This window comes from Ottowia thiooxydans (genome assembly GCF_040548795.1).
In the GTDB taxonomy this organism is placed as follows: Bacteria; Pseudomonadota; Gammaproteobacteria; order Burkholderiales; family Burkholderiaceae_C; genus Ottowia; species Ottowia thiooxydans_A.
Genome location: NZ_JBEPSH010000008.1, coordinates 395,046 through 417,962, shown reverse-complemented (window position 1 = coordinate 417,962; position 22,917 = coordinate 395,046). Strand labels below are relative to the sequence as shown.

Genomic DNA, 22,917 nt, shown 5'->3' with positions numbered 1-22,917 from the left:
TTCGGACGGTCGAAAGCCCACAGGCCCGGAAAAAATAAAAGCGTGTAGCCAAGCACCCGACTTACTCCCTCTCCCGCAGGCGGGAGAGAGCGGGGTGGGGCCGGCCAACCAGTGGGGGCCCGGCAACCAGTGAGAGCTAGCCAACCGGTGAGGGCAGCATCCGTTGAACCACTCCCGGAGTCGGCCCGCACCTCACACACAAAAGTCTACGGCCACTTTGCCACGCCTCGAATCTCGCCTTGGATAGCTTCCACAGGAACCTAGAACTCTATGAGAAGAAAGTTCCATTTTTTCTTGGGAGGCAACACAAATTCACATATGATGTGAGTGCGAGCTCTCTTGTAACACCTGGGAACACAAGGCAGGAGAGGCAGGAAAATTTCTTCAGGATGATGAAAATGGGATCTGCGATTCAACGATTTCTCTCTTTACTTCTGTGGTCACTTTGCGCCTTCACTCTACAAGGGCAGGCTCAGGCAGTTGAGCTGAACGACACCGGTCTCATAGTCAATCAAACTTTTGGAAGAGACGTCTGGGCGAGAGACGGACGATTACAGAAAATTGGCGGAGGCGCGGCCGGTTTTGATTTCACGCGCCTGTGTTGGAATGGGGAAGCAGAAGGACAGCCCAATTGCACAGGCATTTTGGTTCCTAATTATTCGAATACCCCGGTGACAGGCAGTAAAACAGACTGGGCCTGTGTTCGCGACAACGTCACTGGGCTGGTATGGTCTGTCCAATCACGAGGCGCAGATCTGACGCGAGACGATAACGTCAAGCCATGGGCCGAGGAGCGAGTGGCTGGCCCCTCTTCGGGCCACAACCAGCGAAATCGCTGTGGAATTAATACCAATTGGCGAATGCCTGCATACGATGAATTGCTTTCTATCGTGCACTTTGGCGCTGAGAGTGGAAGTCCTCGAATAGATCGGAACTATTTTCCTGGAAAATTAAGCACAATTAATGTGCTTGATTATTATGATATTCAATGGACCAGCACTGAAAACTGGCGGAATAGAGAAAAATCCAGACTAATTCCCTTTTCAGGAGATATAACCGTAGATCAGTTGGAGGTGGTAACTCCTCGGATCTCTTACCGTCCCGTGTGGAACCCAAATGGAAATGGTATTGACCATGGGTTAATGATGGCCTTTCCTTCATCACGCTCAGTTCGCCCTGCTTGGCAGTGTTGCACATCGGCGGGCGACATCTTTCCCACCGTCACAATCGCGAACTTTTTGAAGTTGGAGGGATTCAACGACTGGCGCCCCGCCAACCTCAAAGAAATTTACAGCTTGCTACCAAATTTTATGGCTCCCAGCGCATACATAGTTTGGAGATCTCTCGGTCACATTGATCTTCAGCACAATTACGGTTGGTATTTTGGCCCAGCACTCGGGGTCGGCAAATCTGAGGCAGAGCTATATAGGGCTGGGAGAGGTCCGGCCAGAGTGAGTGTTGGCGCTGAATTGCCGGTGCGCGGTGGGTCAGTTCATTCCGGGTATCTAAGCGAGCGCCCCTCGGTCACATTATCGGTGGTGACGCATCCTGGTGGGTCGACGCAGTGCTCGTCAGTCGGCGAAATGCTTTATGGTACTGCCGTCCAGTGCAAGCCTTTGCCTGAAGAAGGGTTTGCGTTTTATGATTTTGTTTATGGACTTAGAAAAGATCGATCTAACACAAACTGTACACCATTTAATAGTGACCGAGTAAGGTCTATAGGCACAGAATATGCAGGTCATGTCATCTTTGAAAGAGATGGCACCCTCAATATTCCTTCGCTTAATGTTAGCTGCAGCGTTGAATATAAGTTTGAACAAACTCAATCGCTGGTAAAAACTGACGTTACCCCTGCAGTCGGAGGGCAAATGTCTTGCACAGGGAACGGTGCCAAAGGCTGGGTGGAAATCGGCGGAACGGGTTCCTGTACAGCAGTCGCAAATCCTGGTTACGCAGTTCGCTCCATTTCGGGGTGCGGGGGCGTTGCCAGCCCAGGCGGAAACTACACCACCGCAGAGGTTAGCAAGTCCTGCACGGTGACGGCCGCTTTCGCCCAAACTCAGACGATTGGCTTTGCGGAACCCGTGGTTCCCGCCTTCGCGCCGGGGGGCACGTTTGAGCTGAGTGCCTCCACCACCAGCGGCTTGCCAGTAAGTTTCAGTGCCGCACCAGCCAACATATGTATGCTGGTTAACTCCACCGTGACCATGTTGGCCCCGGGAACGTGCTCGGTGACGGCGAGTCAAGCAGGCAACGGTGAAGTGGATCCGGCCCCACCCGTGACGCGCAGTCTCCGATTTGTCGCGCCCGGAGATGGTGACGGTGACGGCAACGGGGCAGACCCGGGCATCCGCGCGGTTCCCACACTTGGCGGTTGGAGCTTGGCGCTGATCAGTTTGCTGGCCGCCGTGTTCGGTATTCGCCGCGCCAGGCGGACCTGACGCAGGAAGCCTAGAATAGACGGCATGATTTCACGCGACATCACTATTGAGCGCCTGTCCACGGCGCGGTCACTTTTGCTTGAGCCGTTCGGCTTGGATGAGAGCCAGTTACAGCAAACCCTGGCGTTGATTGCTGAACAAAAAATTGACGATGCCGACCTGTACTTCCAGTACACGCGCTCCGAAGGGTGGAGCCTGGAAGAAGGCATCGTCAAGACTGGCAGCTTCAGCATCGACCAGGGCGTGGGTGTTCGCGCAGTGGCCGGTGAAAAGACGGCATTTGCCTATTCCGACGACATTTCCTTGGCTTCGTTGACGGATGCCGCACTCACCGTGCGCTCCATTGCCTCAGCCGCACAAGAGCGGCGTGTCAAGCTTCCGAAGCGAAAGCTGGCCCGCAGCCGTTCTCTCTATCGCGATCTGGACCCCATTGCCAGTCTGGACAGCGCGGCCAAGGTCGCCTTGTTGGAAAAGGTAGAGCAGCTAGCGCGTGCCAAGGACCCGCGCATTGTGCAGGTGATGGCCAGCCTGGCGGGTGAATACGATGTGGTGTTGGTGGCCCGTTTGGACGGAACCATCGCAGCCGATGTTCGGCCACTGGTCCGCCTTTCTGTCACCGTGATCGCGGAGCAAAACGGCAGGCGCGAGGTGGGCTCCTCAGGCGGCGGTGGTCGTCTGGGTATGGCTTATTTCGATGATGAGCAAATTCGGATCTATGTCGACGACGCCGTCAACGCTGCGCTGACCAACCTCGACGCTCGCCCGGCGCCCGCTGGTGAGATGGCAGTCGTACTGGGCCCGGGCTGGCCCGGCGTCTTGCTGCACGAAGCCATTGGTCACGGTCTGGAAGGTGACTTCAACCGCAAGGGCTCCAGTGCTTTTAGCGGCCGCATCGGTCAGCGTGTGGCTGCCAAAGGCGTCACTGTCTTGGACGACGGCACCATTCCAGACCGGCGCGGCAGCCTGAATGTGGACGACGAAGGCCATGCCACGCAGAAAAACGTCTTGATCGAAGACGGGATTCTGAAAGCCTACATTCATGATTCGCTCAACGCGCGCTTGATGAAGACCAAGCCCACAGGCAATGGCCGCAGAGAGAGCTACGCTCACATTCCCATGCCGCGCATGACCAACACCTATATGTTGGGTGGTAAACAGGATCCGCGTGAGATTGTCGCCAGCATTAAAAAGGGCCTGTACGCCACCAACTTTGGCGGCGGGCAAGTCGACATCACCAGCGGAAAATTCGTGTTCTCCGCCAGTGAAGCCTACTGGGTCGAGAACGGAAAAATTCAGTACCCCGTCAAAGGCGCAACCATCATTGGCAGCGGCCCCGAGTCACTCAAGAAAATTAGCATGATCGGCAACGATATGAGGCTGGATTCCGGTGTCGGTACCTGCGGCAAGGAAGGGCAAAGTGTGCCCGTGGGCGTGGGCCAGCCGACCTTGCGTATCGATGGCTTGACCGTGGGGGGCACGGCTTGATCTGATCCGCCGCGGAGTTGGCAGCCAAGAGAAGATCCGACCATGAAGCGGAGCGTCATGGTCGATTTGGTAATCGCCGCCGGGGGAATTTACAGTGCACAGAGTGATGTTGCAGCGCAACGCATCTTGTGTTCTGTGAAGTTGTGATCACACCAGGTGAACAGGCCTATGCTAAAGTGCAATCCGTGATGACAGTACGCGCAGCTTTTTGGTTTTACTTTTGGTTCTCAGTCCCAGGCGGACGAGAGGCAAACGTGTAGCCCGCGCGCACCCTCCCGAAAAAAACCGCCGAAGCTTAGAGCCCGGCGGTTTTTTTTTGTCCATTTCGATTGCAGCGAACACTCCAAGGATCTTTCCCATCATGAATGCCAAAGCAGCCAGTTCATCTCCCACGTGGCAACCGTCGCAGGAACGTACCAGCCAAACCGACGACGAACGCATCAAGGACATTACCGTGCTGCCGCCACCCGAGCATCTGATCAGATTTTTCCCCATACGCGGCACGGCGATTGAGACGCTGATCTCAGACACCCGTAAGAACATCCGCAAAATCATGCACGGACAAGACGACCGCGTGCTCGTTGTGATTGGTCCGTGCTCCATTCATGATCCGCAAGCTGCGCTGGAATATGCCCGTCGCTTGAAGCCACTGCGCGAGCAATATGCCGATTCGCTGGAAATCGTGATGCGTGTTTACTTCGAGAAGCCACGCACGACTGTAGGCTGGAAGGGCTTGATCAACGATCCCTACCTGGACGAAAGCTACAGAATCGATGAGGGGCTGCGGATTGCCCGTCAGTTGCTGATCGACATCAACCGCACTGGTATGCCCGCGGGCAGTGAATTCCTGGATGTGATTTCACCCCAGTACATTGGGGACCTCATCAGCTGGGGTGCCATTGGAGCCCGCACGACTGAAAGCCAGGTGCATCGTGAACTGGCATCCGGACTGTCGGCCCCGATCGGATTCAAAAACGGTACCGATGGCAACATCAAGATTGCAACGGATGCTATCCAAGCTGCCGCTCGTGGCCACCACTTCCTTTCGGTCCACAAAAACGGCCAGGTGGCTATCGTCCACACCGATGGGAACAAGGACTGCCACGTGATCCTCCGGGGTGGCAAAGAGCCCAACTATGATGCCTCCCATGTTCAGGCAGCCTGCAAGGAGCTGGAAGCCTCCAAGCTGCCTGCGAGCTTGATGGTTGACTTCAGCCACGCCAACAGCAGCAAGAAGTTCGAGCGTCAGGTGGATGTGGCGCGCGACGTGGCTGCGCAGATCAGCGGTGGCTCACGGGGCATCTTCGGCGTGATGGTGGAAAGCCACATCAATGCGGGCGCTCAAAAGTTCACGCCGGGCAAAGATGACGTGAACGCGCTTGAATATGGCAAGAGCATCACGGATGGCTGCATAGGATGGGACGACACCCAAACTGTGCTGCAGGTACTGGCCGATGCAGTTCACGCACGACGCAGAAGTTAAGAAAGTTCGGGCAAGCCGCAAAAAACGGCAGATGCCATGATGCTGAAATGCCAATCAACCAGAGGTGATCGATGCAAAACGAAGTTCGCGTCATTCAGGATGAGCGCACCGAATGGTGCTTTGAGCTCAAAAGTGCGTCCTCGTTGACCAGCGCAGAGGGCCGCGCCTGGCTAGACGAGCAGTTCAACCAACTGGGCAGCGAACCCCTGCGTCCCACAGGCAAGCTGCTGGTGGCAGATATGGTCCTGGTGGTCGCGCGCGACGCTGGCCCCAAGCTGCTATCCGATGCCAGCTGGGGTCAACGGTTTGCAGAGGCCGCCAGCGCGGCGCTCGGTAAATCTGTGGTGCGCATTAACCTGGCGACTATGTCGGTTTCCTACTGATCTTCCCTGTGAGGAGTGTGGTGGGCGCAACTGCGCCCACTGGATCCCACCAAAAGAACTCTTGCTGATGTTCTCTCTGGACGGCGAGTTCGCTCCCGCAGCCGAGCTCAGTCGGTGGTCAGCTTGGCTGCTTCAACGACCTTTTTCCATTTGACCTGCTCTTGTGCAAGGTAGGTGCGCATCTGATCGGTTGTCATAATGTCAACTTCCGCGCCCTGATCTTCAAGCTTTTTCACGACGGCTGGATCTGCAAGCGCCGCATTGAACGCCTTGTTCAATTGCTCGACGATGTCCTTAGGTGTTTTGGCCGGCGCAAAGATGGCGTACCACTGGGACACGTCCACGTTGTCGATGCCTTGCTCTTTGAGCGTCGGAATGTCGGGTACCGTGGTGGAGCGCTTGTTGCCCGCAATGCCTATCGCCTTGAGTTTGCCTGATTTGACCCAGGGACTGGCAGTGAAAAGGCTGGGGAACATCAATTGAGTCTGCCCACTGATGGTGTCAGTCACTGCGGGGGCCGAGCCTTTATAGGGCACATGGACCATGTTCGTACCGGTGGAGAGTTTGAACATTTCCGCGGCAAAATGCGGGCCGGTTCCAGTGCCGGCCGATGCGTAACTGAACTGGCTCGGATTGGCCTTCATCAAGGCCACCAGTTCCTTGGCGTTGTTGGCCTTCACGGAAGTGTTGGCCACCATCAGTGTTGCAGATGATCCCACCATGGCCACCGGTTCAAAGTCCTTGATCGGGTCGTAACGAAGCTTTTGCAGCGCGGGGTTCATGGCATGCGTAGCGATGTAGCCCAGCATCAGGGTGTAGCCGTCGGGCTTGGCACGAGCGACAAACTCACTGGCGATAGAGCCGTTGGCGCCCGCTTTGTTCTCGACGATGACAGACTGTTTGAGAGAGACCGATATGGCCTGTCCAAGGACACGGGTCATCGCATCATTGGCTCCACCCGGAGCAGTCGGAACCACGATGGTGATGGCTCGGTCCGGAAAGGCCGCTAGGGAGGCGCCGCAGGCCAACACCGCGCTCGTAGCCAAGGCACTAAGACGAAGGGCTTGAAAAAAATGCATGGTTGTCTCCGATGATTGAAATGGCGTGTCATGGCCTGTCCCTCGGCCGTAACCGTATGGTCATTGGTTTTATACGTTCTGTTAATTGCATGTTTAAGATTGATTGATGCGTATACTCGATCAATAGATCCGCAGACAAGCCACCCAGCGTTATTCAGGCATAGCCTTGAAATGGGGTGGGGGAGGGGCTACAACCTTCGCAACGCTCCGGCGCCGCGGCGGCGTTGGGAAGGGTTTGACAACTTGCACTCTTATCTTCAATTGCTTGGTTGCCACTTAGTCTATGTGGTGGGTACTACGACTTTGGGTAACCGGCCCTGTGGATCAATTGAAGAATGCGACCGCTTGAGGTGTGCTGTAGGTGAGGAATCCGGGCAAGCCGCCATCGACGCCGTAGCCTGACTGCTTGCGCGGTTCGAAGTAGCGGCCAGTTCCAAGCGTCGGTCCCGTCTGCTTGGCTGCATCCGCGGATGAATACACCGAGATGCCGCCTGCATCGATGGACCGCGCCAGCTTGAAAGCCAGATCCGACCGGTGTGTCCAGATGCTTGCCGAGAGACCGTAGACCGTACCGTTGGCCAGGGCGATCGCATCATCCAGGTCGTCGAACGCTTCGATGGTCATCAGCGGGCCGAAGACTTCTTCCTGTGTGACCTTCGATGCGCGCGGCAAGCCGCATGCGAGGCTCGGAAATGCGTAGTAGCCGCGTTCGTTCGCGCTCCCGCGAACACACCCGAGGTCGACGACTTCTCCCTGCTCCCTCGCCGCTGCGAAATACGCTTCTACACGGCTTTTCTGTGAAGCGCTCGCCAAAGGGCCGAGCCGCGTCAGTGCATCACCGGGATCGCCGATGCGCCATTCAGCTGCGGCCTTCTGCAGGCCGTCTATGGCTCTCTGTTCCATACCTCTGGGCACCAGAAGCCGGGTCTTTGCGACGCACCATTGGCTTGTATTCCAGAACGCGGAGAAGAAAACGGCCTGCCACATGCGAGGGTCGTCGAACGCGTCTTCGAGCACCACCTGCGGTGACTTGCCGCCGCACTCGAGGAGCACAGGTTTGAGCGAGCGCTCTGCGGCGGCTCGGGCGATCGCCATGCCGGTGCTGGTGGAGCCCGTGAACGCGACCAGGTTGACGTCCGCATGCGATGCCAAAGCATTTCCTGTCTCCGCGCCCGGCCCGAGCACTACGTTGAACAATCCGGCAGGCAGGCCCGCCTCGCAGGCGAGCCTGGCCAAATAGAGAGCCGTGCGCGGGCAATTTTCGGACGGCTTGACCACGATCGTGTTGCCGGCGGCGAGCGCGGGAGCAACGCGACACAGCACGTTCATGACCGGCACGTTCCACGGCGTGATCGCTGCGACCACGCCGCGCGGTCGCCGCCAGACGACCCCGAGCCGACGCTCCTCGCTGTCGAAGAGGTCGCCTTGGGCACGGTCGATCATGTTGGCGTAGCTGCGAATAAGAGGGCCCGCGGTCGCATTGATGGCTTTCGCGTCGCTGATTGGTCTGCCAATTTCGAGCGTCTCGAGCTGGCTCAGTTGGGGCACGCGGCTGTCGAGCAGGTCGGCATAGGCCATGAGCAGGCGTTTGCGCTCCGCACCGGGCATGCGTCCCCAGACGGTGTCGAAGCAGATACGGGCGGACTTCATCGCCTTATCGACGCTGGTCTGATCAGTGATCCAGGTCTCTCCCGCGTTGGACGCGTCCGCGGGATTGAAGTGCGGCATGGAGCGCTCGGACCGCTCCTGCGGGCGGCCGTCGATCCAGGCTGTCTGGTAGGTAGTGAGGTCGGAAAGCGTCAGCACGGAAACGTCGGCTTGAAGTGAGTGGGTCATACCAAGGATTTTTTGTTGGATCGAGAGAACACCGTCCGCCGATCAGCGCCGTGCCGGCGAAAAACGAAGCATGTCAGCTGCTTTCTCGGCAATCATGGCGGTCGATGCATTGGTGTTTGCCGATGGCGTCGTTGGCATCACGGAAGCATCCACCACATAAAGGCGCTCGACCCCCCGGACGCGCAACTTTGCGTCGACTACAGTGTGCGAATCCGACGCCTCGCCCATCTTGCATGTTCCAACGAGATGGTAGGCCGTAGTGCCGAACCGACGCACATAGTCGAGCCATTCATCATCGGTGTGGCACGCCTCATCCGGATGAATCTGCTGCTTGATGATCTGGCGCATGGCTGCACTGCGGAAAATTGCACGACAGTGCTTGATCCCGGTGATGAGAATGCGGCGATCTTGCTCGGCTTGCAGATGATTGGCCTGTATGTAAGGCGGTGCGCGAAAGTCCATCGATTGGATTTGCACAAAGCCGCGACTTTGCGGACGCATGCACCAGGTGCCGGATGTAATGCCTGGAAACGCATCCAGCCCAAGCGTCTTGCTGGAGTTCAGGCTGGCAGGTGTAAACGATAGCGCATAGTCATTCTCTTTGGAGTCAGCGTTACTTTTGCAAAAAGCATAGACTGCCATGGCACTCATGGAGAGTATCGACGGCTGGCCGAGCAGCCAGCGCGCTATTTCCTTGATGAGTGGCAGCCCGCGCGAGCGGCCATTGATGGTGTCGATGCCATCGTGGACGCGCGCCACAATGCGAGCAGCATAGTGGTCGGAAAGATTGGCCCCCACCCCTGGCAGGTCGACCACCGTAGAAATCCCCAAGGCCTGCAAATGTTTGCCGGATCCAAGACCTGAGAGTTGCAGCAACTTCGGACTGTTGACGGTGCCCGCGCTGAGCACTACACCGAGCCTTGCATGAAGTGTCTTGACGACGTCGCAGCCACCCATCGAGTACTCGACTCCGTTTGCCACTCGACCTGTCATCAAGACGCGACGTACCGTTGCGTTGGTCAAGACCCGAACGCCCCAGCGCCGACGGGCGGGGTGAAGATAGGCATGAGCGGAACTCCATCGCTTACCCTTGTGAATTGTGGCCTGCGCGTAACCTACGCCGAACTGGGAAATTCCGTTGTAGTCCGGATTGAATGGAATCCCTGTCTCTATCGCGCCTTGGATGAAGCGATCACTGATGGCATCCCGGCGAGAGAGCACGGTGACAGGCATAAGGCCTGTGCGTCCCCTGAAGTGGTCGTCGCCCAATCCTGTGAAATTTTCGTATTTCTGGAAGTACGGCAGCACCGATCTGAAATCCCAGCCAGTGCAACCCAGGCTAGCCCAATTGTCAAAGTCCGATGGCTGCCCTCGGCTGTATACCATGCCGTTCACGGCGCCCGAGCCGCCTAAAGTCCTGCCTTGGATGAAGGGAATATCTCGCTTTAGCGTGTACGGAGTTGCTCCATGGACAAACTGCCAGGTGATGCGCGGATCGACCGACGTTTTCATCATGCCCGCGGGCACGCGGATATAGGGGTTGTTGTCTGGCGGTCCGGCTTCAACGACACAGACGCTGTGGCCTTGTTCCGCGAGGCGGTAGGACAGGATGCATCCCGCGGTGCCGGCGCCAACAATGACAAAGTCGAACGTATTCACTTGCTTCAGTCAAGTTTGAGGTCAAGTGATTTGATGAGAGGCGCCCATAATTTGACGTCATCCTCAATGATTTTGGAGAATTCTTGTGAGCTGCTGCCCACTGGCTCCATGTAAAGCTTTTTCGCACGCTCCAGAAAAACAGCATCTTTTACGACGCTATGGATGACGGTTTCCCACGTCTTGACCGCGGCGGCTGGAGTGCCAGCAGGTGCCAGCAAGCCCAGGAAGGTACCGCGGTCCAGCGATGGGATGCCGATCTCGGCGAAGGTCGGCGTGCTGGGCAGTGTGGACAGTCGTTTCTCAGCGGCAACCGCCAGGATCTTTGTTCTTCCAGTGGGAAACTGAGTCGATGCGCCGGGTGACAAGAAGGCCGTGTCGACGTCACCTGCCATCATCCCGGACACGGCTTCGGTTTGTCCTTTGTAAGCGACGTGCAGCAAATCAAAATTTCCAACCCGCGCGAGCTGTTCGCCATAGAGGTGGGCGAGCGAACCGATACCGTACGAAGCGTAAGTCACCTGCCGCTTGTGCATGTTGGCAACTACATCAGTCGCTGAGCGCTCTCCCAGCGCAGAAGGGCGGTAAAACAGGACCAGAAAGCCATTGGTCACCACGGAAATTGGTGTGAAATCTTGCAGCCTGTACGTGGGCTTCGCGTAGAGGAGAGTCGATAGCACATGCGAATTCAGCGTAAAGAGGAGCGTATAACCGTCCTTTGGAGCTCGTGCCACGTATTCCGCCGCGATCATCCCATTGGCGCCGGGCCGATTGTCGACGATCACTGACTGTTTCAACTCCGTTGACGCGCGCTCGGCTAAAGCGCGGGCAATGATATCGACGCCACCACCAGCGCTGAACCCCACCACTATGCGGATAGGTTTAATCGGATAGTCTTGTACCTGACCAAGGGAAGGTGACCACCCCGTAACGGCAAACGCAGCAACGGTGGCAAGCTTGAGTATTTTTTTCATAGGTGGCTCTATTTGTTGATGGAAGACTGGAGATGGGCACGGAGAAATGGGCTCTCTCACTTGAGCTTCCAGGTGGGCAGCGTCTACTTCGCTGCCGACTTGGCAAGCCAGTAGGACAGGCTTGAGCCGAACTCCCTAGCAGCGCTGCAGGTTTCCTTGTCGATGGGAGTGTGGCTCTCGACCATGCGGCGGTTGGGGCCGAACAGGTTGATGTCTCCGCGGAGGGTCACCAGAACTCGGCAAGTTCAAGGAGGTCTGGAAGGCCACTCTGCAGCGCTTCGAGCACTGCGGAGAGCTCGTTCCCAGGGGGCCGGTGTAGGAGGTGCTCCTGGGCCGGACCGCTTGTTACCGAGGCCTCACGCTTCCAGCAACACTGTCGTGCGGTTCAACAGCCTCCAGCCGTGCGCCTTGTAGTTAGGTACGGCGAAGTGCATGTTGCTGAAGTTGTCCCACATCACCACATCGTTGAGTTGCCAGCGGTGTCGGTAGACGAAATCGGGGCGGGTGCAGTGGTCGAACAACATCTTCAGAATGGCCGTGCTTTCAAGTTGCGTCAGCTCGACAATCTTCGCTGTGAAACCCTCGTTGACGTAGATGGCGGGTCGCCCGCTCACGGGATGCTTCAGGATGACGGGATGGATCGCCGCCTTGCTCGCCGCCTGGTCCAACTTTCCGGCGTATTCTTTCGTGTAGCTGGTGCTGATGGCCGCGTTCAACACCGAATGCACTGCGTTCAGACCGTCCAGCATGACGCGGACGGGGGGCGACAAGGCATCATAGGCTCCTGCCATGTCGGCGAACATCGTGTCGCCTCCAACCGTTGGAAGTTCTACCGCGTAGAGGATGGAGCCTCTCGGTGCTTGCTGCATCCACGAACCATCCGAATGCCAGTAGGTGCCCGCATCTTCCCGCCCGAGCGGCTTGCCGTCGATCTTCTTGTTCGAGACGCGGTAAATCTCGGGGTAGCCTTCCAGCAGGTAGTGCGCGAGCACGGGGGCCTGCGTCGCGATGTCGTCCTGCACTTTGCCGAAACAGGCGGTCAGGCGGACATGGTCGGCCGGTGTGAGGTGCTGGTCCCTGAACAGCAGCATGCCGGAAGCCTCGGTCCACAGCCTGCGTAGCAGAGCGATGTCGTCGGCAGTCTGCTCCCTGGAGAAATCCACGCCGTAGATCTCCATGCCGAAGTTGGGAGTGAGTGGTCTGAAAGTAATGGTTGTCATGGGTGTGTGCTTCTCATTCTTCGATGTGGCATCCGAGGCGTGCGAGCGTCGCATCGACCCACGGGCGCTCAAACTTTCCAGCCTGAAGATCACTGACGATCCTGGCTTCGGCGGCCTGCTTCTCCCGCGCCGATTGCAAGAGGTGGTTCACCGCGTCGAAGGGCAGGCACAGCACGCCGTCGTCGTCCCCGATGACGAGGTCGCCGGGTTCGATGACCATGCCATCGATGGCGATCGGAACATTGATCTCGCCGGGGCCATCCTTGTAAGGGCCCCGGTGCGTCACACCGCTGGCAAAGACCGGCATGGGTGATTTGGCAATGACGTCTGCGTCCCGGAGGGAGCCATGGATCACCAACCCACCCAGTCCCCGCTTGATCGCCTCAAGCACCATGATTTCGCCGATCAAAGCGTTAGTAAGATCGCCTCCGCCATCAACTACGATGACGTCGCCAGGTTGAGCGATTGACAGGGCCTTGAGGATCATCAGGTTGTCCCCCGGGCGCGTCTTTACCGTCAGTGCGGGCCCTGCCATGCGGTCACCCCGGTGCATGCGGCGCAGGCGCGGGCCACCGGCCGTCATTCGGGCCATGCCGTCGCTCACATTGGCCACGGGAATTGAAAGGAATTCCTGGGCGAGCTGAAGCGGTACCGCGCGGCGACGCTTGAGAATCTGCAAACCGATGTTCAACGTTATCTCCTTTGTATGAATTGGCCGCGGACGGCTCAGTCGAGTTTGATGTTCGCTGCGCGGATGACCTTTTCGTAGCGCGTGCGATCACGGGCGAACAGCTCACGCATCTCTTGTGAGGACCCGCCCAGTGGGTCAGCTCCCATTCCCACGATCTTCCCGCGGGCTTCAGGCGACTTGAGCATCTCGTTGATGGCAGTGTTCCATTTGAGCGTGATGTCGGCGGGCGTGCCACGAGGCAATAGCAATCCGAAGGCGCTTGCCATATCAACCCCGGTCACCCCCGCCTCGGCGAATGTAGGTACGTTCCGCAAAGACGCGGCGCGTTCAGTACCGGTCACGGCAAGCGCGCGGATCACGCCTGACTCGATCTGCCCTTTCAGGGTCGGGATTGAGCCGATGTAGAGGTCGATCTGTCCGCCCAGCAAATCCGGCAATGCGAAGGCGGATCCCTTGTACGGGATGTGCGCAAGCTTGATGTTGGATGCGCGTTCCCAGATTTCGTGCAGGATGTGGGCGGAGGTTCCGTAGCCTGGTGTCGCGAACGAGATCTTGCCTGGCTGTGTCCTGGCCACCTCAATGACCTCGCCCAAGGTCTTGAAGGGGGAGCTGGCGCGGACCACCAGCACCAGCGTGCCCTTCGCGATCAGGCCCACCGGCTCCAGGTCCCTGTCCGGGTCGTATGACAGCTTGCTGTAGACCAACGGGTTCAGCGCGACGTTGTCGGTCTGGCCAATGACCAGGGTGTAGCCGTCGGGACGCGCCTTGGCCGCGAGATCGAGCGCCAGGTTGCCTCCGGCTCCTGGCTTGTTGTCCACCACGACATTCCAGTTGCGTCCTTCCTTTACAAAGGTGGAGAGCATGCGCGCCAGCAAGTCGGGCGCCCCGCCCGGTGGGTAGGGAACGATGATTCGCACCGGACGGTCCGGGTAAGGCTTGTCCTGTGCGATGACAGCGCCAAAAGGGGTGGCCAGCACTGCAGCAAGCAGCCATTTTGAAATTGAGTTCATGTGATGTCTCCAAAGTTTTGTTGTCTTGCAAGGTGCTCTTGCCGCGCGGGTCAGGTGCCAGTGGTGGCCATTTGCTTTCTGTCCCTGCCACAGTCGATGAGCCACTGCAGCGAGGCTTGCACCGATCCCGTGGGCGCCGATTGCAGTTCCAGTGCCGCCGCGGTTCGCTCGAACAGCGCCCGCGCACCGTCGAGAACTAAGGGCTCGATACCGTTCGCACGCATCAGATTGGCCGCCTCGATGACCTCTTTGTGCCGCCGCGGTGCGTGCTCGATGTGCGTGGCTACCAGCGATTCCATCAGCGTCTGAAGCGGCATCTGGTCGATGTCGAGCAGTACTTCGTGCAACTCCGCGCGCAGGCCTGCCACTTCGGCTGTCGTCAGGCATTCGATGGTCAAGGCTTCCAGTCCCTTGGCGAAGATGCTTCGCAACAGCTTCAATTGCGCTGCGTCACCTGGCTTTGGGCCCACGACCCGGATGGGTGCACCCAGGTCTCTGAACAGCTCGACAAACTGGCCTGCCTGCTTGCCGGCGCACAGCAGGGGGGTTTTTGATCCCCGCAGGTTCACGGCGCCTGTGATCGCGACGTCGACGAATCCGACGCCATGTTGCTGGGCTTCGGTGTCGGCAAGCGCCATGTCTTGCGGCGTGGCTGTGGTCATGTCGATGTACAGGCTTGCACGACGCATGCAGGCAAGCGCGCGTTGCGCTACGTCCAATGCCGCTGAACCGAATACGGCGCTGACGACGACATCGGCATCTTCAAGCCACTCCCCGGCGCTGGAAAAGATGCCAGCCCCCGCAGTCTCCGTCATGCTTTCCAGCGACGGCGTTGGATGGACGTCCCACACGCCCAGCAAGGCATGACCCTGCTCGACCAATGCATGGCCATAACACTGACCTACCACCCCACCGCCGATCAATGCGAACTTGATGCGCTGCATATCATCTCGAAAAGTACAAAAATTGTGCAATCTATCTTACAGGAGTGCATTGGCTTGTCAAAGCATTTTTTGTACATTTCGTTAGATGGTGTCGAAATTGCTGTTCTTCTGTGTTGGGTGGTGTAGGTAAAATTGCTGGGGGAATGCGGCCTTAGAATGGGGTTTTCCACGAACTTGGAAGAGATGTGGAAATGAACATTAAAAGAACATTTATGGAATCCAAGGCTAGCGATGAAAGATAGCGACAGTGCCTACTCGCTCATGCGTGAGCGGATCGTCGCCGGTCAGTACGCGCCCGGTCAACAGATCAAGGAAGCGCCGATTGCTCGCGAGTTGAGCATCAGCCGGACACCGGTACGCGTTGCGCTGAAACGCCTGATCGAGGACGGACTCGCCACCTCGGACACGGGGCAGGGCGTTCACGTTGTTGTGTGGGGCGACAAGGATATAGAGGAGACCTTTCACCTTCGGATGCTGCTCGAGCCCTACGCGGCCTTCCTGGCGGCCGAACGTGGAGGCGAAGTTCTGGTCGAGCACCTGCACGGCCTCAACGAGGAAATGTCGGCGGGCATCCGATCGGGTGACGTTGAGAAAATCCAGTTGGTGAACCGGGCGTTCCATCAGGCGCTGCTGGATCAATGCGGCTCGCCTCGCTTGCGCGGTATCCTCGAGTCGATGGCGGACATTCCGATCCTGAGTCGTTCCTTCTACCTTTCCGATCAGGCGGAGCTGCTGCAGAGCTTGCGCCACCATGAAGAACTTACATTGGCTTGCGCAGACGGCGACGGTGAAACGGCGCGCAAGGCGATGGAGTTGCATCTTCGGGCCGCGTACAGGCGTTTCGTCCGGCGTCGGGCGGGCTATCAGGAGGCTGTCCGCCGAGCCGCCGGGTCAAGCACGGATCCCGAGAAGTTCTGATAGGACTCTGTGTCCTTTCGCACTTAGAAGTACGGTAGGGGGACTGAGATGGAAAGGACCACTTTGGGTAGATCAGTCCGTTTGATGCTTCCGGCCAGGAGATCGCAGGTCCTTCCGATGTTATGAAGCCCAAAGAACGCGTGCTCGTCGAGGTCGATGCTTGCGTGCTTGCTGCATGGCGATCTGGCGTTTGAACGCACACGAATTTCCTTTCGCATGGCACATGCTTGGAAACTGACCAGGGCATGCACGAAATCTGGGCGGACTGCACGTCCAGACGATCGCAATGCCCCAATGGTGGGCGCAGGCTGCCAATACCACCACCTCCTGCCGTGCATGCTGGACCTCGACACCCGTTGAAACGATTTCTGGCCGTTGTGGCGCGAATGTTGCTCTCCCTCTGAGTGCCAGGTGCTCAGTCCCTGGCCTTGGCGCACGCCCCAATCCTGTTGGGTGTGCGAGAGCCTATGAATGTCGATCAAGTCAACCTGCCCAACGTCGATCTGAATCTGCTCAAGATTTTCGTCACCATCATGAACGAAAAGAGCATCACAGGAGCAGGTACGCGGCTGGGTTTGACGCAGTCAGCGACCAGCAATGCCCTCAACCGCTTGCGCGCCCACTGTCAGGATCCACTCTTCGTGCGCACTTCAACGGGTATGGAGCCCACACCGTTCGCGGCCGAACTCTTTGATCCAGTATCAGCTGCGCTTGAAACCATTCGCCAGACCTTTGAGCAGCGCACCACGTTTGAGCCAGTCACTTCCACCCGAACGTTTCGGATCATCCAGAACAACTTTGGAGAGCTCCAGCTTCTGCCGTCATTGGTGGAGCGCCTTCAGTCGCAGGCGCCCCACGTGAAGATTGTTTCCTTGACCATGGCGCGCGAGCACTATCGCGAGGCGTTGGAAGACAGTACCGCAGATCTCGGCGTGGGCCGTTTGCCTCCTGGTCAGTTTGTGCAGCGCCACCTCTATGAGGATTCACTTGTCTGCCTCATGCGGCGCGAGCATCCGATTGGCGATGAGATGACTCTCGAGCGCTTTCTGAGCACCCCGCAATTGGCCTTCTCGGAAACCTTTCAAAGCGAGCTGCTGGTTCGGCGCGCGCTGCTGAAGAAGGCTTCGGAGCGGGCCATTGCGATGAAGGTCTCCAGCACCGCGTCCGTTGCAGATGTCCTCGCGCGCACGGATCTGATCGCTGCGGTACCGGCTCGTTGGTTCAAGGGCTTGCATAACCGCGATGCCTTCCGGGCCGTCCCGCTGCCCTTCGAAACCGAGCGTATCCACTCTCATGTGTTCTGGCACGAACGCAATCACCACGACCCCGGACACCGTTGGTTGCGCAATCAAATCGCCGAGTTGTTTGTGGACCAGGAATAGTGTGCGAGTTCGGGTTGGGCGGGTTGGGCGTAGGGTGGGAGTGGAGTGTCCTCGGCGTCTTAAGACCGCATAGGGGCGAGTGCTGAATAGGCTGGACGCCCGCGCCAGCTCCGTGAATTCGCGCGGCTGTGCGGATGGACCCAACCTCCATTGATTTGATGAATTCAGCCTATACGTTTTCGAGCGTTTCCAGAATGTGACTGCGTTCCTAAGATGAAGCATCGTTGTTGCAGTGCAGCACCAAGCCGCAAGCAGCACTCAGGCGAGCTCATTTAATCGGGGGTAGCGTGTCAAGGATCAAAGTCGAACTCAGCGGGGTCTCGCAGCAGTTCACCCGCACGGGAGCCGATGTTTTCACGGCATTGGAAAAAGTCACCATCCGGATCGAAGCCGGCAGGTTCGTCAGCTTGATAGGACCGTCGGGATGTGGCAAGAGCACCATTTTCAATATCGTCGCAGGCCTGCAGCAGCCTACCGAGGGCGAGGTGATCATCAACGGCCGTGAATCGACCGGCATGGTTGGCGCAGTGGGCTACATGCTTCAAAAAGACCTGCTTTTTCCGTGGCGCACTGTGCTGGAGAACATCGTGCTCGGCATGGAGGTCAGAGGCGTGAGCCGCAAGCATGCCCGGGACTACGCGTTGCCCTTCCTGGAGAAGTATGGGCTTGGAGGTTTCGCCGACGCTTACCCGCAGGCGCTTTCCGGCGGTATGCGCCAACGTGCTGCCTTGCTGCGCACACTGCTTTTTGACAGCGACGTCATCTTGCTCGACGAGCCGTTCGGCGCACTCGATGCTCAGACCAGATCGCATATGCAGGAGTGGTTGCTCCAGATCTGGCAAGACTTCCAGAAGACAGTCATCTTCGTCACTCACGACGTGGAAGAGGCGGTCTATCTGTCGGACGAAATTTACGTCATGGCGGCGCGCCCAGGCCGCGTGATCTCACATATCGACGTTCCGCTTGAACGGCCTAGGCCGCGCTCCATTGCCATGAGCAGGGAGTTCCGCGAAATGAAGTCAGAGTGCCTGAACCTCCTCGGCCATTTCGAAGCTTCAGAGCCCGTGCACTGACCGAGGAGCCACATCATGACCGCCACCATGGCCACCAAAGCTTTGAACCCACACGCCAGTATGTCCGCCTCTGATGCGGCGGCAGCGACTGTCGCGGTGAGCGCCAGCGCGCGTGCTGTGCCATCTCCCCCCTCCAAACCGGAGATGGCGCCTATCCAGTTGCGCAAGCTTCCAACAGAGCGGCTGTGGCCGACCTGGTTTTCATTTGCGCTTCAGCTTGTCACGCTGATTGCTGCGGTGGCATTTTGGGAACTCGCGGCGGAAAAGAAATGGGTGGACCCGTTCTTCTGGTCCAAACCCAGTGAGATCTTTGCCACGCTCAAGATCTTCTTCACGGCAGGTGCTGCGTGGACCGACATAGGGTTCACGTTTCGGGCTGCGCTTATGGGTTTTGTCATTGGGACCAGTCTGGGAAGTTTGATTGGGCTGTCTTTCTGGTGGTCCCGCAACTACGCCAACTTCGCGCAGCCCTACATCATTTGCTTTGAGTCCATACCGAAGCTGGCGCTGGCGCCGCTGATCATCCTGATGTTTGGTGTGGGCGTGTCGTCCAAGGTCGCGATTGCTGTGGCGTTGACGGTCGTGGTGTCCACGCTCACCACGTACTCGGGCGTGCGATCGATTGATCCGGATTTGCCTCGTCTGATGTACTCCATGGGTGCCTCGCGCTTGCAGGTGTTTCTCAAGGTCGTTGTGCCGTCGGTGCTGCCCTGGGGAATTTCCGTCCTGCGTGTGAACATTGGTTTGGCCTTGACGGGTGCCATCGTGGGCGAGTTCATTTCTTCCCAGCACGGTCTGGGCCGGACGATTCTTTACGCAGGGCAGACCTACGAGATCTCATTGGTCTGGGTGGCCGTGCTGGTTCTCTCGTGTCTGTCCATTGCCATGTACCTGGTCGTTTCCTGGCTGGAAAAGGTACTCCTCAAACACGTCAAGCGCTGAACCTGCGCTGTCCTCACCCATTCGCCCTGTTCTCGTTTCCCCTTTATCCAAGGAGCTACTCATGCACAACCTCAACCGTCGCCGCTTTACCCAAGCCACCCTTGGTGGCATTCTTGGCCTTGGTGCCACCATGCCTCGCATTGTCCAGGCGCAGAGCGGCCTGACAGACGTCATCGTGGCCGAACCGGTGCATTCGACCGGTTATCTGCCTCTGTATGTGGCTATGGATCAAGGCTTTTTTGCAGAGGAAAAGATACGGCTGAAGATCCTCACTGTGGAGGGCGGTTCCGGACATACGAACGCGGTGCTGACCAAGCAGGCCTTCGCATTCATTGGCGGGCCTGAGCACAATGCCTTTGCCAAGGCCAAAGGTGCTGAGCTGCGCTCGGTCGTGAACGTGGTCAATCGCGGCAACGTTTACCTGGTAGCCCGCAAAGGCGCGGGGCCCAAGGACAGGAACTTCGCCGCCTACATGAAGGGCAAGCGCATCGCGACCCAGTTCTATGGCGGCACGCCCAACTCCATCACACGCTACCTGCTCAAGGACTGGGGCCTGCAACCCACCGATGTGCAATTGCAGGAGATCAGTGCGGCAGCTGCCCTGTCAGCTATCAAAACAGGCAACGCAGATGTGGCAGTGACCACCGAGCCTATGCTCACGCGCGGCATACGCGAGGGCCTTTGGGAGGAGCCCTTCTTCAATGTGCCCAAGGAACTGGGTGACTACGCCTACTCCACACTCAACGTGCGCAAGGAGTCCGTCGACAAGGAGCCTCAGCTCACAGCTGCATTTGTGCGTGCGGTGGTCAAGGGGCTGAAGGCCACCTATGCGGACCCGGCCATGGCTGCGACTGTGGCCAAGAAGGAGTTTCCGACCATGTCCATCGAGGACATGAAGGCCACGATCGATCGGTCCTTCGCGGACAGCATGTGGAGCAAGGACGGCAAGATTTCTGCAGGTGCCTGGGACACCTGTTCGAAGGTCGTGCGCACGGCCAATCTTCTGAAAACCGATATTGCCTATGCGGACGTGATTGATGCGCGTTTTGTGAGTTAAGCCCAGGCCAAGCAAGACGCATTGAACTGCGTCTTTTATGTCGCTGCGGTGAACATCACAGCAGCACCCTACAAGCAGGACAGTCAAAGAGTGGTTGCCGCCTCTTGATCGCGCGTCCTGCCGATCCCTGAGTTCTTTCAGCGACGCCTCGTTCAAAAAGGCGTCGCGGGGATGACGCTGTCTTCTCGCCCAGGCAGGGGGGCACTTTTTTTCTTCTATCTGCATCTACCAAGCCCGCCTTCCCATGTCCCGCAGTGTTGCCCTTGAACCGCCCGAGGTGGTCACTTATCGACAGATCCTCCGGGTCCATCCCGCTCTCATTGTCATCATGTTGAGCGTGGCAGGACACATGGTGATGAACAGTGCACTGGCACCTGTGCTCTCTGTGTATGCGGGATCGTTCGGCGTCAACGAAATTGCCATAGGCCTGGTGATGACCATCTTTGGCGTGGGGCGCCTGCTTGCGGACATTCCGGCTGGCTTGCTCGCGGAAAAGCAAGGCCGCAAGCGCTGGCTGTGGATGGGCCCACTCATTGCAGGCAGCGCATCCATCGGCGCAGCTTTGACCCAGGACTACCAGTGGCTTGTCGCACTGCGATTTCTCCAGGGCATCGGCTCTGGAATCTACATGACGGTCGCTGCCATTGTCTGTGCCGATCTCTCCACACCCGCTACCCGTGGCCGCGTGATGGCGCTCTACCAGGCCGCTGTGCTTACAGGTGCGGGCCTGGGTCCTGCCATCGGGGGCATCAGTTCTGACCTGGGCGGAATTCAGGCCACTTTCTGGATCTCGGCCTTGATTGCGTTTTCTACAGTGGCCTACGTATGGGTTCGCATGCCGGAAACCAATCAGGCTAACGCAAAGGCATGGGCACAGGCACAGGGCCAGGCCAAGGACTCCGTGAGCGCCACACGCGGATCCGTCCACGGCATGGCCGCCTTGATGGCGGTGGTCGGCGCCTTGCCCCTTCTCATGCTGATGATTGTCAACTTCGGTGTGTTCTTTTCTCGCTCCGGTGGTCAATGGACCGCGCTTCCTTTGCTGGGCACTGAGCAGTTCGGTCTCAGTGCCGGTCGCCTCGGCCTGATTCTGGCGCTTTCATCCCTGCTGAATTTGGTGGCACTTCCTTGGGCGGGCTCCCTGGGTGACCGATTTGGCAATGGGCGCGTCATCCTGGTTTCATCTTCATTGACCGCAGTGGCGCTGATGCTGGTGGCTTTCTCGGTCGATGTGGCCATGTTCTCGCTCGGTACTGTGCTGCTGGGCGTGGCAGGTAGTTTTGTGGCCCCTGCCATTGCCGCTTTCGCCGCGCAGCACGCTCCCAATTCCCAGTTTGGGCCCACGATGGGCGTGCTTCGCTTCGGCGGCGACCTGGGGTTCGTATGCGGTCCGCTCCTGCTGGGCGCCGTGATGCAGTTTTTTCACGCCAGCTACGCCGGAGCCCTGCTGGTGAACGCTGCCATTGTGGTGGGCGCCACGGTCGCGTTCGCCTGGGTTCTTCGGCGTTCGGCTTCACCCGCTTCCATTCACTCTCGATTCACCAACCCTCCACCAAAGGAATCATCATGACTGAACGCATCTGGGACCAATTCCTGACCGAACAGGACAAAGCCGTCTTCAAGGCTTCGGGCTACGGAGCTCTCGCGCCCTGGGGCAAGCGACCCGCACTGATCGTGGTCGATGTCAATTACGCCTTCACAGGTGAGAGTCCGATGCCCATCCTTGAGTCGATCAAGAAGTGGCGTACGGCTTGTGGCGAAGAAGCGTGGGAGGCTATTCCTGTCTTGCAAAAATTGATCACTGCCTGCCGTAGCAAGGGGGTGCCTGTGATCTACACCACAGGCACAAGCCGTGCCGATGGCTGGACGTCCGGATCCTGGTCATGGAAGAATGGCCGCCGCAAGGAGGCACCCAAGACAGAAGACGGACTGGACGGCAATGTCATCGTCAAGGAAATCGAGCCCGGCCCGCAGGATCTGGTGGTGCGCAAGGAAAAGCCCTCCGGCTTTTACGGAACGCCGCTTGAGAGCTATTTGCAGCTTCTGGGTTGCGACTCGGTGATCGTCACGGGCACCACGACGTCGGGTTGTGTCAGGGCCACCGTGCTGGATGCGTTTTCATTGAATTTCCGCCCTGTCGTGGTGGAGGATGCGTGCTTCGATAGATCCGAGGCCAGCCATGCGATCAACCTCTGCGACATGAATGCCAAGTACGCGAATGTATTGCCGTCTGAAGACGTGCTGGCGCATCTGGAGAGCTACCCCGCTGACCAGTTCGAACTTCCGACGGGCTCGGGCATGGCATCCACCCGCGTCTGGTACTGAATTCGGTCACCTGATCCT

The 22,917-nt window shown here is 58.2% G+C and carries 20 protein-coding genes; 11 read left to right on the top strand and 9 right to left on the bottom strand.

The genetic code is table 11. The features are described 5' to 3' along the window. Window positions 1-398: 398 nt before the first annotated feature. From ABIE13_RS21245 to ABIE13_RS21230, 4 genes are all read left to right on the top strand, one after another. Complete coding sequence (locus ABIE13_RS21245) at window positions 399-2,441, top strand: IPTL-CTERM sorting domain-containing protein (RefSeq protein WP_354447129.1); 2,043 nt, start codon at window positions 399-401, stop codon at window positions 2,439-2,441. A gap of 24 nt (window positions 2,442-2,465) precedes the next feature. Then, the gene (gene tldD / locus ABIE13_RS21240) at window positions 2,466-3,926 is read left to right on the top strand and encodes a metalloprotease TldD (protein ID WP_354447127.1); all 1,461 of its coding nucleotides are present in this window, start codon (window positions 2,466-2,468) and stop codon (window positions 3,924-3,926) included. Between the two features lie 361 nt (window positions 3,927-4,287). Further along, a complete protein-coding gene (locus ABIE13_RS21235) occupies window positions 4,288-5,409 on the top strand; it encodes a 3-deoxy-7-phosphoheptulonate synthase (protein WP_354447125.1) in 1,122 nt (373 codons plus the stop codon). 71 nt (window positions 5,410-5,480) lie between these two features. Continuing rightward, the gene (locus ABIE13_RS21230; RefSeq protein ID WP_354447123.1) at window positions 5,481-5,792 is read left to right on the top strand and encodes a hypothetical protein; all 312 of its coding nucleotides are present in this window, start codon (window positions 5,481-5,483) and stop codon (window positions 5,790-5,792) included. A gap of 107 nt (window positions 5,793-5,899) precedes the next feature. Here the strand turns inward: ABIE13_RS21230 and ABIE13_RS21225 are convergent, their stop codons facing one another. The 9 genes from ABIE13_RS21225 to ABIE13_RS21185 form a co-directional block, all read right to left on the bottom strand. After that, window positions 5,900-6,871 (bottom strand): Bug family tripartite tricarboxylate transporter substrate binding protein, encoded by a 972-nt coding sequence (locus ABIE13_RS21225; RefSeq protein WP_354447121.1) that lies wholly within the window; start codon window positions 6,869-6,871, stop codon window positions 5,900-5,902. A 324-nt stretch (window positions 6,872-7,195) separates the two neighbouring features. Then, window positions 7,196-8,707 carry an aldehyde dehydrogenase family protein gene (locus tag ABIE13_RS21220; protein ID WP_354447119.1) on the bottom strand — a complete coding sequence of 504 codons (1,512 nt, stop codon included), beginning with the start codon at window positions 8,705-8,707 and terminating at the stop codon, window positions 7,196-7,198. Between the two features lie 42 nt (window positions 8,708-8,749). Next, a complete protein-coding gene (locus ABIE13_RS21215; protein WP_354447117.1) occupies window positions 8,750-10,366 on the bottom strand; it encodes a GMC family oxidoreductase in 1,617 nt (538 codons plus the stop codon). 5 nt (window positions 10,367-10,371) lie between these two features. Then, the gene (locus ABIE13_RS21210; RefSeq protein ID WP_354447115.1) at window positions 10,372-11,337 is read right to left on the bottom strand and encodes a Bug family tripartite tricarboxylate transporter substrate binding protein; all 966 of its coding nucleotides are present in this window, start codon (window positions 11,335-11,337) and stop codon (window positions 10,372-10,374) included. A gap of 83 nt (window positions 11,338-11,420) precedes the next feature. Continuing rightward, window positions 11,421-11,567 (bottom strand): hypothetical protein, encoded by a 147-nt coding sequence (locus ABIE13_RS21205; RefSeq protein ID WP_354447113.1) that lies wholly within the window; start codon window positions 11,565-11,567, stop codon window positions 11,421-11,423. A 126-nt stretch (window positions 11,568-11,693) separates the two neighbouring features. Continuing rightward, window positions 11,694-12,557, bottom strand: coding sequence for a TauD/TfdA dioxygenase family protein (locus tag ABIE13_RS21200; RefSeq protein ID WP_354447111.1), 864 nt, complete (start codon window positions 12,555-12,557; stop codon window positions 11,694-11,696). Window positions 12,558-12,570: 13 nt separating this feature from the next. Then, on the bottom strand, window positions 12,571-13,248 hold the full coding sequence (locus ABIE13_RS21195) for an RraA family protein (RefSeq protein WP_354447109.1): 678 nt from the start codon (window positions 13,246-13,248) through the stop codon (window positions 12,571-12,573). A 35-nt stretch (window positions 13,249-13,283) separates the two neighbouring features. Next, window positions 13,284-14,258: a Bug family tripartite tricarboxylate transporter substrate binding protein gene (locus ABIE13_RS21190; RefSeq protein ID WP_354447107.1), complete on the bottom strand. Its 975-nt coding sequence runs from the start codon at window positions 14,256-14,258 to the stop codon at window positions 13,284-13,286. Window positions 14,259-14,308: 50 nt separating this feature from the next. Further along, window positions 14,309-15,202, bottom strand: a complete 894-nt coding sequence (locus tag ABIE13_RS21185) for an NAD(P)-binding domain-containing protein (RefSeq protein ID WP_354447106.1) — start codon at window positions 15,200-15,202, stop codon at window positions 14,309-14,311. Window positions 15,203-15,433: 231 nt separating this feature from the next. Here ABIE13_RS21185 and ABIE13_RS21180 point away from each other — a divergent pair, with 231 nt between their 5' ends. From ABIE13_RS21180 to ABIE13_RS21150, 7 genes are all read left to right on the top strand, one after another. After that, window positions 15,434-16,120 carry a GntR family transcriptional regulator gene (locus tag ABIE13_RS21180; RefSeq protein ID WP_354447104.1) on the top strand — a complete coding sequence of 229 codons (687 nt, stop codon included), beginning with the start codon at window positions 15,434-15,436 and terminating at the stop codon, window positions 16,118-16,120. Between the two features lie 467 nt (window positions 16,121-16,587). After that, on the top strand, window positions 16,588-17,502 hold the full coding sequence (locus tag ABIE13_RS21175) for a LysR family transcriptional regulator (RefSeq protein WP_354447102.1): 915 nt from the start codon (window positions 16,588-16,590) through the stop codon (window positions 17,500-17,502). A 287-nt stretch (window positions 17,503-17,789) separates the two neighbouring features. After that, a complete protein-coding gene (locus tag ABIE13_RS21170; protein WP_354447100.1) occupies window positions 17,790-18,575 on the top strand; it encodes an ABC transporter ATP-binding protein in 786 nt (261 codons plus the stop codon). A gap of 15 nt (window positions 18,576-18,590) precedes the next feature. Beyond that, the gene (locus ABIE13_RS21165) at window positions 18,591-19,517 is read left to right on the top strand and encodes an ABC transporter permease (RefSeq protein ID WP_354447098.1); all 927 of its coding nucleotides are present in this window, start codon (window positions 18,591-18,593) and stop codon (window positions 19,515-19,517) included. 61 nt (window positions 19,518-19,578) lie between these two features. Then, window positions 19,579-20,574 carry an ABC transporter substrate-binding protein gene (locus ABIE13_RS21160; RefSeq protein WP_354447096.1) on the top strand — a complete coding sequence of 332 codons (996 nt, stop codon included), beginning with the start codon at window positions 19,579-19,581 and terminating at the stop codon, window positions 20,572-20,574. Window positions 20,575-20,818: 244 nt separating this feature from the next. Further along, on the top strand, window positions 20,819-22,144 hold the full coding sequence (locus tag ABIE13_RS21155; protein WP_354447093.1) for an MFS transporter: 1,326 nt from the start codon (window positions 20,819-20,821) through the stop codon (window positions 22,142-22,144). Next, window positions 22,141-22,899: an isochorismatase family protein gene (locus ABIE13_RS21150; protein WP_354447091.1), complete on the top strand. Its 759-nt coding sequence runs from the start codon at window positions 22,141-22,143 to the stop codon at window positions 22,897-22,899. Before ABIE13_RS21155 ends, ABIE13_RS21150 begins: the two co-directional genes overlap by 4 nt. Window positions 22,900-22,917 lie beyond the last annotated feature (18 nt).

Coding starts and splice junctions, on each gene's coding strand:
- ABIE13_RS21210 (WP_354447115.1), bottom strand. CDS start 11,337: ATGAAAAAAATACTCAAGCTTGCCACCGTTGCTGCGTTTGCCGTTACG.
- ABIE13_RS21200 (WP_354447111.1), bottom strand. CDS start 12,557: ATGACAACCATTACTTTCAGACCACTCACTCCCAACTTCGGCATGGAG.
- ABIE13_RS21165 (WP_354447098.1), top strand. CDS start 18,591: ATGACCGCCACCATGGCCACCAAAGCTTTGAACCCACACGCCAGTATG.
- ABIE13_RS21245 (WP_354447129.1), top strand. CDS start 399: ATGGGATCTGCGATTCAACGATTTCTCTCTTTACTTCTGTGGTCACTT.
- ABIE13_RS21190 (WP_354447107.1), bottom strand. CDS start 14,258: ATGAACTCAATTTCAAAATGGCTGCTTGCTGCAGTGCTGGCCACCCCT.
- ABIE13_RS21185 (WP_354447106.1), bottom strand. CDS start 15,202: ATGCAGCGCATCAAGTTCGCATTGATCGGCGGTGGGGTGGTAGGTCAG.
- ABIE13_RS21180 (WP_354447104.1), top strand. CDS start 15,434: ATGAAAGATAGCGACAGTGCCTACTCGCTCATGCGTGAGCGGATCGTC.
- ABIE13_RS21160 (WP_354447096.1), top strand. CDS start 19,579: ATGCACAACCTCAACCGTCGCCGCTTTACCCAAGCCACCCTTGGTGGC.
- ABIE13_RS21235 (WP_354447125.1), top strand. CDS start 4,288: ATGAATGCCAAAGCAGCCAGTTCATCTCCCACGTGGCAACCGTCGCAG.
- ABIE13_RS21230 (WP_354447123.1), top strand. CDS start 5,481: ATGCAAAACGAAGTTCGCGTCATTCAGGATGAGCGCACCGAATGGTGC.
- ABIE13_RS21155 (WP_354447093.1), top strand. CDS start 20,819: ATGTCCCGCAGTGTTGCCCTTGAACCGCCCGAGGTGGTCACTTATCGA.
- ABIE13_RS21150 (WP_354447091.1), top strand. CDS start 22,141: ATGACTGAACGCATCTGGGACCAATTCCTGACCGAACAGGACAAAGCC.
- ABIE13_RS21175 (WP_354447102.1), top strand. CDS start 16,588: ATGAATGTCGATCAAGTCAACCTGCCCAACGTCGATCTGAATCTGCTC.
- ABIE13_RS21225 (WP_354447121.1), bottom strand. CDS start 6,871: ATGCATTTTTTTCAAGCCCTTCGTCTTAGTGCCTTGGCTACGAGCGCG.
- tldD (WP_354447127.1), top strand. CDS start 2,466: ATGATTTCACGCGACATCACTATTGAGCGCCTGTCCACGGCGCGGTCA.
- ABIE13_RS21220 (WP_354447119.1), bottom strand. CDS start 8,707: ATGACCCACTCACTTCAAGCCGACGTTTCCGTGCTGACGCTTTCCGAC.